This is a genomic window from Acidobacteriota bacterium, assembly GCA_034211275.1.
Taxonomy (GTDB): domain Bacteria; phylum Acidobacteriota; class Thermoanaerobaculia; order Multivoradales; family JAHZIX01; genus JAGQSE01.
In genome coordinates this window covers 1-11,703 of sequence record JAXHTF010000207.1, presented here as the reverse complement: position 1 = coordinate 11,703, position 11,703 = coordinate 1, and the positions used below count along the sequence as shown (strand labels likewise).

General features: G+C 67.0%; 10 protein-coding genes. 9 read left to right on the top strand and 1 reads right to left on the bottom strand.

The window, feature by feature from the left end; all coding sequences use genetic code 11:
* Window positions 1-74: 74 nt before the first annotated feature.
* A complete protein-coding gene (locus SX243_21905) occupies window positions 75-428 on the bottom strand; it encodes a VOC family protein (GenBank protein MDY7095638.1) in 354 nt (117 codons plus the stop codon).
* An 89-nt stretch (window positions 429-517) separates the two neighbouring features.
* On the opposite strand from SX243_21905, the gene SX243_21900 reads away from it, so the two are divergent.
* From SX243_21900 to SX243_21860, 9 genes are all read left to right on the top strand, one after another.
* Window positions 518-1,300 (top strand): hypothetical protein, encoded by a 783-nt coding sequence (locus tag SX243_21900; GenBank protein ID MDY7095637.1) that lies wholly within the window; start codon window positions 518-520, stop codon window positions 1,298-1,300.
* Window positions 1,297-1,629 (top strand): hypothetical protein, encoded by a 333-nt coding sequence (locus SX243_21895; protein ID MDY7095636.1) that lies wholly within the window; start codon window positions 1,297-1,299, stop codon window positions 1,627-1,629. Before SX243_21900 ends, SX243_21895 begins: the two co-directional genes overlap by 4 nt.
* The gene (locus SX243_21890) at window positions 1,626-3,098 is read left to right on the top strand and encodes a sodium:solute symporter family protein (GenBank protein ID MDY7095635.1); all 1,473 of its coding nucleotides are present in this window, start codon (window positions 1,626-1,628) and stop codon (window positions 3,096-3,098) included. The genes SX243_21895 and SX243_21890 overlap by 4 nt, the downstream gene beginning before the upstream one ends.
* The gene (locus SX243_21885; GenBank protein ID MDY7095634.1) at window positions 3,085-4,026 is read left to right on the top strand and encodes an alpha/beta hydrolase; all 942 of its coding nucleotides are present in this window, start codon (window positions 3,085-3,087) and stop codon (window positions 4,024-4,026) included. The genes SX243_21890 and SX243_21885 overlap by 14 nt, the downstream gene beginning before the upstream one ends.
* A gap of 175 nt (window positions 4,027-4,201) precedes the next feature.
* Entirely contained in the window at window positions 4,202-5,128 is a 927-nt protein-coding gene (locus SX243_21880) for a DUF3800 domain-containing protein (protein ID MDY7095633.1), read from the top strand.
* Window positions 5,129-5,166: 38 nt separating this feature from the next.
* Complete coding sequence (locus SX243_21875; GenBank protein ID MDY7095632.1) at window positions 5,167-5,682, top strand: DUF4920 domain-containing protein; 516 nt, start codon at window positions 5,167-5,169, stop codon at window positions 5,680-5,682.
* 115 nt (window positions 5,683-5,797) lie between these two features.
* Entirely contained in the window at window positions 5,798-6,844 is a 1,047-nt protein-coding gene (locus SX243_21870; GenBank protein MDY7095631.1) for a hypothetical protein, read from the top strand.
* A 96-nt stretch (window positions 6,845-6,940) separates the two neighbouring features.
* Complete coding sequence (locus SX243_21865) at window positions 6,941-10,822, top strand: alpha-amylase family glycosyl hydrolase (GenBank protein MDY7095630.1); 3,882 nt, start codon at window positions 6,941-6,943, stop codon at window positions 10,820-10,822.
* Between the two features lie 37 nt (window positions 10,823-10,859).
* Window positions 10,860-11,703 (top strand): sugar phosphate nucleotidyltransferase (locus SX243_21860; GenBank protein ID MDY7095629.1); only part of this gene is annotated, 844 nt, incomplete at its 3' end.

The window sequence follows — 11,703 nt, the reverse complement described above, 5'->3', positions numbered from 1 at the left end:
GCGAGTTCTGAGCCGAGCCGGCTGGAAGCCGGCGGTCCCAGGGTGTGCGGCTCGGCGGGCGCGAGCTGACCCCGTCAGTCTCCTTCCATCAACCCCACCGGATTCCCCTCCGGATCCTCGATCATGGCGAATTTGATTTCCGGTGTTTCCATGGGCGGGATGCGCAGCTTGCCGCCGAGGCTCTGGGCCTGGTCGACGGCGGCTTGGAGGTCGGGGACTTTGAAGTAGAGGACGATTTCCGGCTGGCCGGTGGGCTCGTGGCGGATGCCGCCGGTGAGGCCGGGGTTGGCTTTGGTGTCGATGTCGCCGTAGGGGAAGCCGCCGGCGTCCCGGCGGGTGACGGACCAGTCGAAGAGCTGGGAGTAGAACGACTCTAAGGCCTCGCCGTCGCGGCCTGCTATTTCGAAGTGTGTCAGGGGATTGGGCATGGTTGGGCTCCTGATCTGCGGTGGACTGGGATCTGCGGCGCAATGCTAACCCATCCCAGAGGGCCTTGAGATAGGATCGGGCGCGTTCTATGGCCAAGCACTTCCTTCCCGCTGCCTTGAGTCTGGTCGTCCTCCTCGGGACGGTCGCGCCCTGCGTCGATGCGCAGGATCTCCAACCCATCTTCATCGACGGTTTCGAGAACGGCGATCTCTGCGCTTGGGAGACCGGTCTCTCCTGCCTCGACGATGACTTTGACGACGGGGTGATCCAGGCGTGGAATTTCTACCGGCCGGAGGAGGCGGCGATTGTGGAGACCGGGGGCGAGCTGCGGCTGGAGCCGGTGGCGAATAGCCTTTGGTTCCAGGGCAGCTCGTCGGTGTTGCTGTGGAAGCCGGTGACCGGGGATTTCAAGGTCACGGCGGCGGTGGTGACGCGGCGGTTGCCGCCCAATGAGACGGAGCCGCCGCTGGTGGCCTTCCGGTTGGGGGGCGTCATGGCGCGGGACGGGGCGGCGGCAGCGGGGGAGGATTATGTCTTCGTCGTCCTCGGCGCGGACCACGACGCGGTGTCGGTGGAGGCGAAGTCCACCGACGATTCCCAGAGCACTTTCGACGGCGCACCGGTGGTGGCGGGGGGTGAGGCGGAGCTGCGGCTGTGCCGGCTGGGGGCGGAGTTTCGCTTCTACTACCGGGCTCCCGGCGGTGCCTGGCAGGCCCACAGCGGGATCCCGGCGGTAATGCGGCCGGATCTGCCGGCAACCCTGCAGGTGGGGCCCCTGGCCTACGCCAACCAAGCGAACCCGGACCTGCGGGTGAGTTACGACTGGATCACCTACGAGCCGCTGGCGGATTTTATGGAGTGCCTGCAATGAGTCGAGAAGGGCACGAGACGCCGTCGGCGCCACCCCGCGGGCTGGTGCTTTTTCCGCCGGGGACACCGCCGGAGGTGCGGCGGCGGCGGGTGACCTTTGTGGGGATTGTGATCGCCGCGGCGCTGGCGCTGGTGTGGCCGGTGGCCAGCTGGGTGGCGAACCCTTTGCCGCTGGTGCTGGGGCTGCCCATGAGCCTGGCATGGATCGTCGGGTGGCTGCTCGTCGTCTGCGCCGGGTTGGCGTGGATGTATCGGGGGGATCGGAAGCTGCCGGAGCCGGAGGTCGAGGGCGCTGACGGCGGCTCGGAGCCACGGGAGGACGGGGCATGAGCGTCGGAACCGTCGCCCTCGTCGTCTGTGGGCTCTACCTGCTGGTGACCCTGATCATGGGGTTGGTGCCGGCGTTGCGGGTGTCCCACAGCGTCACCGGCTATGTGGCGGCGGACCGCAGCATGAGCCTGCTGGTGCTCTACTTCGTCCTCGGCGCCTCGGTCTTCTCGTCTTTTGCCTTCCTCGGCGGCCCCGGCTGGGCCTACTCCCGGGGGGCGGCGGCGTTCTACATTCTGGCCTACGGCACCATCGGCATGGTGCCGCTGTACTTCCTGGGACCCCGCACCCGGCGGGTCGGCGGACGCTTCGGCTTCGTCACCCAGGCGGAGATGCTGGCCCACCGCTTCGACTCCCGGACCCTGTCGGCGCTGCTGGCGGTGGTGACGGTGGCGGCGCTGGTGCCGTATCTGACTCTGCAGATGAAGGGCGCCGGGCTGATTCTTTCGACGCTGAGCGGCGGCGCCATCTCGCCGGCTTTGGGCGCCGGGGTGACTTATGCCGTGGTGGTGGCCTACGTGCTGGCCAGCGGCGTGCTGGGAGTGGGGTGGACCAATACCTTCCAGGGCATGTTCATGATGGTGGTGGCGTGGTTCCTGGGGCTCTATCTGCCGTGGCGACTGCACGGCGGTGTGGGGGAGATGTTCCGCCAGCTGGCGGTGGAGAAACCGGAGATGCTCACCGTTCCCGGCCTCACCGGCGGCGGCACGTCCTGGGATTGGTGGGGCTATAGCTCGGCGGTGCTGGTGTCAGCGGTGGGCTTTTCGGTGTGGCCCCATTTCTTCATGAAGAGTTTCGCCGCCAAGAGCGACCGCACCCTCCGGCTGACGGTGGTGCTCTATCCCACCTTCCAGCTCTTCCTGGTACCCATTCTGCTCATTGGTTTCAGCGCGGTGCTGGCCTATCCGGGCATCGAGCCGGCGGATACGGTGCTGCCGGCGCTGCTCACCCGCCTGGAGTTGTCTCCGCTCTTGGTGGGCCTGGTGTGCGCCGGGGCGCTGGCGGCCTCCATGTCCTCCGGCGACGCCATCCTCCACGCCGCCGCCTCGGTGGTGGTGCGGGACGGCGCCGCGCCCTTCGTGCCGGCGTTGCGGGACGACCACTTCCAGCGCACGGTGATCCGCGTCCTAGTGCTGGTGCTGGCGGCGGTGGCGTATTTCTTCGCCGTGTCGTCCAAGGTCTCCATCGTGGCGTTGTTATTGGGGGCCTACGGGGGCATGGCGCAGATCTTCCCGGTGGTTTTTGCCGCGTTCTATTGGCCCCGGGCTACCGGCGCCGGGGCTCTCGCCGGGCTCCTCGGTGGTGGGGCGGTGAACACGTTCTTCCTGATCTACCCGCAGCTGCGGCCGGTGCCGGTGCACGAGGGGCTCTACGGGCTGGTGGTGAATCTGGTGCTGTTGGTGACGGTGAGCCTGCTGACCCGGCCGCCGCAGCCGGCGAAGGAGAGGATCGAGGCCTATGTCGGCGTCTGAAGCCGATCGCCGGCGGCCCAGCCTGCGCACTCCGGGGGAGCCCAGCGAGGAGCTCAAGCGCCTGGTCAACGTGCTCTCGGTGCGTTCCCGGGACGACTTCGACCTGGCGACCTTCCGGGACGACTTCGAACGCTTCTCCAAGCTCTTTCCGCCACCGCCGGAGGTGGAGCGTCGGGAGCTGCGGGTAGGCGGGGTACGGTGCCTGTGCCTGCAACCGCCGGTGGTGGGGGAGGATGGGGCGGTGGTCTACTTCCACGGCGGCGGCTATGTCAGCGGCTCGCTGGGCACCCACGCGGAGCTGACGGCGAAGCTGGCGCTGGCGGCTCGCAGCCCGGTCTATCTGGTGGATTATCGGTTGGCCCCGGAGGAACCGTTTCCAGCGGCCCTGGAGGATGCCCTGGCGGTGCTGCGGGGATTGGCGGAGCTGCCCGTTCCGCCCCGGCGGCTGGCGCTGGCAGGGGACTCCGCCGGCGGCGGGCTGGCGCTGGCGGCGATGATCTCTCTGCGGGAGGCCGGTGAGCCGCTGCCGAGGGCGGCGGCGTGTTTCTCCCCGTGGGTGGATCTGGAGGCCACCGGAGAGAGCGTACGCACCCGGGCGGAGCAGGACAAGATTCTCAAGGGCCATATGTTGCGCACCATCGCCGAGCTCTATCTCGACGGCACCGATCCCCGCCACCCGCTGGCCTCACCGCTCTACGGCGACCTGCGCGGTCTGCCGCCGCTGTTGATCCAAGTCGGTACCGCCGAGGTGCTCCTGGACGACGCCTACCGCCTCGCCCAGCGCGCTCGCGAGCAGGGAGTGGCGGTGGAGCTGCAGGTAGAGGAGCATCTGATCCACGTTTGGCATCTCTTTTCGAGTCTGCTGCCGGAAGGGCAGCAGTCCATCTGCGAAGCCGGCGCCTTCCTGCGGCGGCATCTGGAGTTTTAGCGTGCAACCTGCTGGATCGAGTCCCTAGTCGAGCCTCTGGGGGCTTGTACGCTGCGGAGAGGTGTGGACTTTTGACATTTTAAACCCCGGCGTAATAAGCTTTCTACATTCCCGGGAGAGACGCTTCGCGACTCGCAGGACCGACGGGTCCCCCGGGTTCATCTCTGTCTGCTAGATGTATCTCCTCTACTTAGATGCTTCCGGAGTTCCGGAAAGAAATCAGCCTGCCAATAGTCACTATGTGCTCGTTGGCCTGGCGGTCCACGTAGGAACTTGGTTTCGCTTGACCAAGCTCATCCGGAAGGTCAAGCGCAAGTACACACTGGGGGACGTGGAAGATCTCGAGCTCCACGCCGGCTGGATGCTGCGCCCGATTCCAGGCCAGTCAGTTCTCGGCTTTGACGAGCTCGACTATTTCAGTCGTCGGGATGCTGCTTTGGCCGAACGCAAAAGACTCCGGGAGGCATGGACGGGGCTGCCCGCGGCACAGGTGAGGAAAGAGAAGAAGACTTTTCGGCTAACCGAGCCCTACGTCCACTTGACCCGCTCGGAGCGAATTGCTCTTGTAGACGAAGCCTTGGAGGCACTCGGGCGATACCGGTCGGGATCTCACCGTCATCCCATCGCGCTTTTCGGTGAGGCCATTAACAAGCCCGAGCTTCCCGGAGGCATCGATCCGGTAGAGCAGGCCTTTACGCAGGTCGTGAGCCGCTTCGACCTGTTTCTCCGTAATCAGCGTTCCGGAAGACAACGCGTATGGGGAATCCTGGTCAGTGACCATGATCAGCATCGCGCTGGCGCTCTGACGAAGCTTCTTCGTAGATTCCAAGTGCAAGGGACGCGGTGGGGAGAGATCGAGCGTGTGGTGGAGTCTCCATTCTTCCTCGATAGTAGGCTCAACAGTGGTGTCCAGGTAGTTGATCTTTGCGCCTATGCGCTTCGAAGATATTTGGAGAAGCAAGAGGAGGAGCGCTTCCGCTCGATCTTTGGCAAGTTCTATCGGACCAAGACAGGGCTGCACGGCCTCCGGCACTATACGAAGGTGGGATGTACGTGCATCATTTGCCGAGAACGCGGCCACGACCGACTCCATCTCGGGTAACCTCACTGCTCTTCATGATCTTGTATGGAGGAATCATCATGCGTAGTTTTTCTTCAGTTCGCTGGTCCCTGACCGTTCTCATTGCCGCCCTGGCGGTGCTCTTGGCCCTGCCGGCGGTGGCCAATGAGAAAGCCAGTGAGAAGGCCAGTCAGACCTATGGTGAGGGCGTCGAGCTCGAGACCACCACCTCCCTCGCCCACGTGCTGGCGGATCCGGCGGCCTTCGACGGGCAGACGGTGCGGGTGGAGGGCTACGTCCAGGACGTCTGCCCGCGCAAGGGATGTTGGATGACTCTGGCGGCGGGGCCGGAGGGCGATGCCCTGCGCATCAAGGTGGAGGACGACGTCATCGTCTTCCCTCAGGAGGCCAAGGGACGCAAGGCGGTGGCTCAGGGGACGGTGGAGGTCCACGAGCAGAGCCGGGAGGAGTACGTCGCCTGGCAGAGCCATCTGGCGGAGGAGAAGGGGGAGAGCTTTGATGCGGAGAGCGTCGGGGACGGTCCCTTTCTCAGCGTTCAGATTCGCGGTACCGGCGCGGAGATCGCGGCGGACTGAGCTCCCCCGAGGCGGCCCGAGCTCCGAAGGCGTCTCGAGCCGGGGAATCTGCCACCGCTGCCGGCGGTTGTGAGGGACGGGACTGGCAAAGTCCTCGCCCACCGCCATGATCATCATGCCCTCCAAACCGCCGTCGCGGCGGCCGCCTCCTACGCGCCTCCTGCGCGCGTCGCTCGCCGTCCTGTGCCTGCTGGTCTCGTTCCTGCTGGTGGCGGCCCCGGCCTGGGGCGCGCGGCCCGAGCCTCCGACCCTGGTCTTCGACGCTCCGCCGGAGCTCGAACCGCGGGTGCTGCAGCTCCAGAAGATGAATCCGGAGCTCTTCATCCCCGCTCTCCGGCGCACCGGTCTCGACGACGCCGGGGCGCCGGTGCGGGTGGTGCTGGCGCCGGAGAGCTCGCCGCTGGCGCAGCGGGTGCCGGGGTGGGTGGCGGGCTATGCCTACGGCCGCCTGGGGACGGTGATTCTGCTGGCGGAGCGGGTGCCTTCCTATCCCAACGGCTCCTTTGAAGAGCTGCTGCGCCACGAGGTAGCCCACGTGCTCATCGATCGCGCCGCCGGCTACCAGCCGGTGCCGCGGTGGTTTCACGAGGGGTTGGCCATGGCGTTGGCGGGGGAGTGGGGGCTGAAGGACCGTTCGCAGCTCGGGCTGGCGGTCTGGGGCCGGCAGGAACCGAGCCTCCAGCAGGTGGACCGGGCCTTCCAGGGCAGCGCTCAACAGGTCAAGGGGGCCTACGCCGTGAGCGCCGCCTTCCTGCGCTATCTGAGCCAGGAGTACGGCCCCTACCTGCCGGGCTTGATCCTCCAGCGGGTGGCCGCGGGGGACGACTTCGACCAGGCCTTCTTCGATCTCACCGGCATCTCCCTCAACGAGGCCCAGAGCGAGTTCTGGGCCCAGGAGGTGTTCTGGATCCGCTGGCTGCCGGTCCTGGCCAGCTCCACCACCGTATGGGCGTTGATCACGGTGCTGGCGCTGTGGGCGAGCAAACGGCGGCGGGACAAGAATCGCGAGCTGGAGGCCGAGTGGGAGGCGGAGGAGTCCCGGCAGGAGGAGCGGGAGAGGGAGCGGGAGAGGGAGCGGCAACGGCGGCTCCAAGAGCAGCTGGCGCTACTCGAAACTCGTCGGCTGGACCTGTTGGACGAGGAGAGTGAGCCGATCCATTGAGCGGTCTCGGCCCCAGGCCGAGAGGTCGGGATCATTCCTCATCGGATTCTTAGCACGGCCCGCTCAAGGGCCTCCTCCGTTGGTATCATCGAGTCAATGCAAACCCCTGCAGTGACACCGGCTCCGGCTTGGGAGCTCCTGATCTCCCGCCGTGCCCGGGAGCAATATGGCATCGAGCGCGCTCCCCGCACCGGTAGCGAGCTCCAGGGCCTGCGGGCGCTGGTGCAGCGCATCAACCGGCGGCGGGCGGCCTCGGCGGTGCCGGCGACCCCCCTGGCTTCGGGGCAGGTCAACGCGCTGCGGCTGGTGGAGGAGGTGCTGCATCATCTGCTGGTGATCTACCTCCGGCGCGCCGGCGACGAAGTCTTGGACCGCGCTCTGGCCTGGCTCCAGGGGCGTTTCGGCGAGGAGCGGGTGGAGCGCCTGCTGGAGACCTTCGTCGATTTCTTCCCGCAGGATCGGATCTACCGCGGCAGCCAGAGCGCCGAAGAGTATCTGCGCTCGGCGCCGGAGGCGCGGCGGGAGGCGTTGCAGCGCCTCTTGGTGCTCTGGACCGTGCAGCAGAATCCCGCGGCGGAGGCGCTGGCGGACCTCTTCGACGACGAGGAACTGGAGGACACCACCGGCTATCGCCAGATGGTCGCCAGCCTGCGGGGGTTCTTCGCCCGGCAGCCCTCCTTCAGCGCCGGCAGCGGCAACTTCTTCGACCTTCTGCAATCGCCGGCCCGGGCCCGGCCGGACTCGCTGACGGCGCAGCTGGAGTTCTTGCTCAAGGTCTTCGGTCCGGAGTTGGAGAGCCTCGATCTGGAGGATCTGGTGGCGGAGCTGCAGCTGGGGGTCGACGTGCTCCGGGAGGAGGAGAAGCCCATCTTCCAGGGCCCCGGCGGCGGTCCCCCGGGACCGGGCCCCATCGAGGTGCCCCAATACGTCGATTTGTCGGAGGAGGAAGAGCGCTTCACCGAGGATCGGGATTGGATGCCCGAGGTGGTGCTGGTGGCCAAGAACACCTTGGTGTGGCTCGACCAGTTGAGCCGCGCCTACGGCCGCCGGATCCAGCGTCTGGACCAGATCCCCGACGAGGAGCTGGCGCGCCTCGCTCGCTGGGGGTTCACCGGCCTGTGGCTCATCGGCCTGTGGGAGCGCAGCCGGGCCAGCGAGACGATCAAGAAGATGTGCGGCAATCCGGAGGCGGCGGCGTCGGCCTATTCGCTGCAGGATTATCGCGTGGCGGAGGAGCTGGGGGGCGACGCGGCGGTGGAGGTGCTGCGGCGGCGGGCCGCCCGGCACCGGCTGCGGCTGGCCTGCGACATGGTGCCCAACCACATGGGCATCGATTCCCATTGGCTGCTGGAGCGCCCGGACCTCTTTCTCACCCTCCCGGAGAGCCCCTACCCCAACTACACCTTCCGTGGCCCGGATCTGTCCCCGGACCCGCGCATCGCCATTCACTTGGAGGATCACTACTACGACCGCAGCGACGCGGCGGTGGTCTTCCGGCGCCTGGACCGGCGCACCGGCGAGGCGCGCTACGTGTACCACGGCAACGACGGCACCAGCATGCCGTGGAACGACACCGCTCAGCTGGACTACCTCAATGCGGAAACCCGGGAGACGGTGATCCAGATCATCCTGTCGGTGGCGCGACGTTTTCCCATCATCCGCTTCGACGCCGCCATGACCTTGGCCCGACGGCATATTCAGCGGCTGTGGTTTCCTCAGCCGGGAAGCGGCGGCGCCATTCCCTCGCGCTCTGAGCACGGCATGTCCCAGGAGGAATTCCTGCGCCATATGCCTGAGGAGTTTTGGCGCGAGGTGGTCGATCGGGTAGCCCAGGAGGCGCCGGATACGCTGCTGCTGGCGGAGGCCTTCTGGCTCATGGAGGGCTATTTCGTCCGCACCTTGGGGATGCACCGGGTGTACAACAGCGCCTTCATGCACATGCTGCGGGACGAGGACAACGGCAAGTTCCGCAGCACCCTCAAGAACACCCTGGAGTTCGATCCGGAGGTGCTCAAACGCTTCGTCAACTACGTCACCAATCCCGACGAGAAGAGTGCCGTAGAGCAGTTGGGCAAGGGCGACAAGTACTTTGGCGTCGCCACCGTCATGGCGACCTTGCCGGGGCTGCCGATGTTCGGCCACGGCCAGTTCGAGGGGCTGCACGAGAAATATGGCATGGAGTATCGCCGGGCCTACGCCGACGAAGATCCCGACGCCTGGGTCATCGACCGCCACGAGCGGGAGATCGTGCCGCTGCTGAAGAAGCGTTACCTCTTCGCCGAGGTGCGCTACTTCCGACTCTATGATTTTGTGCTTGCCGATGGCTCTGGCACCAGCGGTTCGGTGTGCGAGGACGTGCTGGCGTACTCCAACCGCTACGGCCCGGAGGCGGCGGTGGTGCTCTACAACAATCGCTACCAGACGGTCAGCGGGTGGGTGCGCACGTCGGTGCCCTGGCAGTCGAAGGCGGGGGACGCCGGCGGCCTGCAGCGACAGAATCTAGGAGACGCCCTCGACCTGGAGCCGGCGCCGGATCGCTTCTGCCGCTACCGCGAGCAGATCTCCGGCCTCGAATTCCTGGTGCCCACGGAGCAGCTCTGCGGCCGCGGCCTGTTCGCCCGCCTGCACGCCTACGAGCGGCGCATCCTGCTCGACTTTCAGGTCCTCGTGGACGATGAGGAGGGCCGCTACCGGACCCTCGCCGAGAGCCTCCAGGGTCGGGGTGTTCCGGATCTGGGGGCGGCTCTGGACGAGCTGCTGGTACGGCCCGTCCAGGGGCCGGTGCGGGGAGTGCTGCACGGCGATCTGCTGCAGCGGCTGTGGGCGGCGCGGGAGCTGTCGCCGGAGGAGCGCAAGCCGTTGCTGGACGAGGTGGAAACCCGCAGCCGCCGGATGCTGGGGGAGATCCAACCGCTGGTGGGGACCGGCGGCGGAGCAGCGCCGGAAGCTGAAGCCGACACCGAGCTGTTGGCACGGCTGGCCGCCGAGCAGCGGCGGGGCTTCGAGGCGGTGCTGGAGATCCAAGCCCTCGCCGCCCATGGGGAAGGCACCGAGGAGAGCGTGGCCGGCCAGATCGCCAGGGAGCTGCTGGCTGGAGAGTGGTCCGCCGGCAGCAGCCCCTCCGATGGAGAGCTGCCGGAGCCGTCGTCTCAGGAGCCGCCACCTCGAGAGACGGCGACCGAGGATCAGATTCCGCCGGACCGGCTCGAAGAGACACCCACCGACGACGGCCGCTGGCTGGGCTTGTTGAGCTGGGCCTTGCTGCGTCCCCTGGGGCGGCTCTTGGGAGAGCAGGACGCCGCGGCCCGAGGCCGAGCCCTCGCCGAGGTGTGGATGCTCGACCGGGTGGTGGAGCAGGCGCTGTTGGAGGCCGGTATCGGTGGCGATGCCGCGGGGCAGCAGGCGGCGGCGGCGAAGCTCTTCGTTGGTCTTCAGGGCTGGTATCGCCAGCTCGAGGAGCCGGGAGTGGGAGCGTCCGGGGACCCCACCACCGGACGCCTCATGGCCCGCTGGCTGCTGGACGACGAGGTGGCCCGCTTCCTCAATGTTCACGCCCACGACGGCGTGCGCTGGTTCCACCGCGAGGCCTTCCAGCTGCTGCGCTGGTGGCTGCTGGCGTCGGCCTTGGCGGAGTGGCGGCTGCAGGGGGAGCCGGAAGCTCCACCGCCGCCGACGCCGGATGGCGACGCTCCGAAGGCCTCGGGGGAGACCTGGTTGGCCAGGGCTCACGCCGTGGTGGGGGAGCTGCGCAGCGCCGAGGATCCCTCCGGCTATCGGGTCCAGGAGCTGCTGGTGGCTCTCGGTACCAGCGACGAGCTCGACGTCCTTCAGCCCTCCGGCGGCTTGATGCCCCGGGATGGGACGGCGGAGACTTCCCGCCCCGAGGCTCCGACCACCGACGGCGGCCCGTCCAAGCTCGCCGTGCCCGACGAAGGGCCCGACGGGGACCGGATCAACGATAAGATACCTAGTAGCTAAGCGAACTCATGGCAGCAACGGAGATCCTATGTACGGAGTGGTGACAGCTGTGCTCGGCGGAGGCCAGGGGGCACGCCTATGGCCTCTGACCCAGCACCGCGCCAAACCCTCGGTGCCGGTGGGGGGAAAGTTCCGGCTCATCGATATCCCCATCTCCAACAGCCTGCACGCCGGCATCGACCGCATCTACGTGCTGACCCAATTCAACAGCGCCAGCCTCCATCGGCACATCGCTCAGACCTATCGCTTCGACCTCTTCCGCAACGGTTTCGTCAACATCCTGGCGGCGGAACAGAACGTCTACAACCGGGATTGGTATCAGGGCACCGCCGACGCCGTACGCCAGCATCTGGATCGCCTTTCCTACCAGGATACGCGGCAGGTAGTGGTGCTCTCCGGCGACCAGCTCTACTCCATGAAGTTGGAGGAGTTCGTCGGCAGCCACCGCCGGCGGGAGGCGGATGTGAGCATCGCCGTCAAACCGGTGCGGCGGGAGGAAGCCCGAGGATTGGGAATCATGCGGGTGGCGGAAGACGGACGGATCCTGGAGTTCGTGGAGAAGCCTCAAGAGGATGAGGAGCTCGATCGCCTGGCCCTGTCCCAACAGGCCCTGGACGATCTGGGCTTCGAGGGCGAGGGCGGGATGCTGCTGGCGAGCATGGGGATCTACGTCTTCAACACCGGTCCGCTCCAGGGGCTCCTCGAGGGGACTGAATTTACCGATTTCGGCCGCGAGGTGATCCCGGAGGCGCTGAACGAGTACCGGGTCTTCGCCTTCGGCTACCACGGCTACTGGCGCGATATCGGCACCATCGGTGCCTTCCATCAGGCCAATCTGGAGCTGGCCCAGCCGCTGCCGCCGCTCAATCTCTATGATGCCG

Coding starts and splice junctions, on each gene's coding strand:
- SX243_21905 (MDY7095638.1), bottom strand. CDS start 428: ATGCCCAATCCCCTGACACACTTCGAAATAGCAGGCCGCGACGGCGAG.
- SX243_21900 (MDY7095637.1), top strand. CDS start 518: ATGGCCAAGCACTTCCTTCCCGCTGCCTTGAGTCTGGTCGTCCTCCTC.
- SX243_21895 (MDY7095636.1), top strand. CDS start 1,297: ATGAGTCGAGAAGGGCACGAGACGCCGTCGGCGCCACCCCGCGGGCTG.
- SX243_21890 (MDY7095635.1), top strand. CDS start 1,626: ATGAGCGTCGGAACCGTCGCCCTCGTCGTCTGTGGGCTCTACCTGCTG.
- SX243_21885 (MDY7095634.1), top strand. CDS start 3,085: ATGTCGGCGTCTGAAGCCGATCGCCGGCGGCCCAGCCTGCGCACTCCG.
- SX243_21880 (MDY7095633.1), top strand. CDS start 4,202: ATGTATCTCCTCTACTTAGATGCTTCCGGAGTTCCGGAAAGAAATCAG.
- SX243_21875 (MDY7095632.1), top strand. CDS start 5,167: ATGCGTAGTTTTTCTTCAGTTCGCTGGTCCCTGACCGTTCTCATTGCC.
- SX243_21870 (MDY7095631.1), top strand. CDS start 5,798: ATGCCCTCCAAACCGCCGTCGCGGCGGCCGCCTCCTACGCGCCTCCTG.
- SX243_21865 (MDY7095630.1), top strand. CDS start 6,941: ATGCAAACCCCTGCAGTGACACCGGCTCCGGCTTGGGAGCTCCTGATC.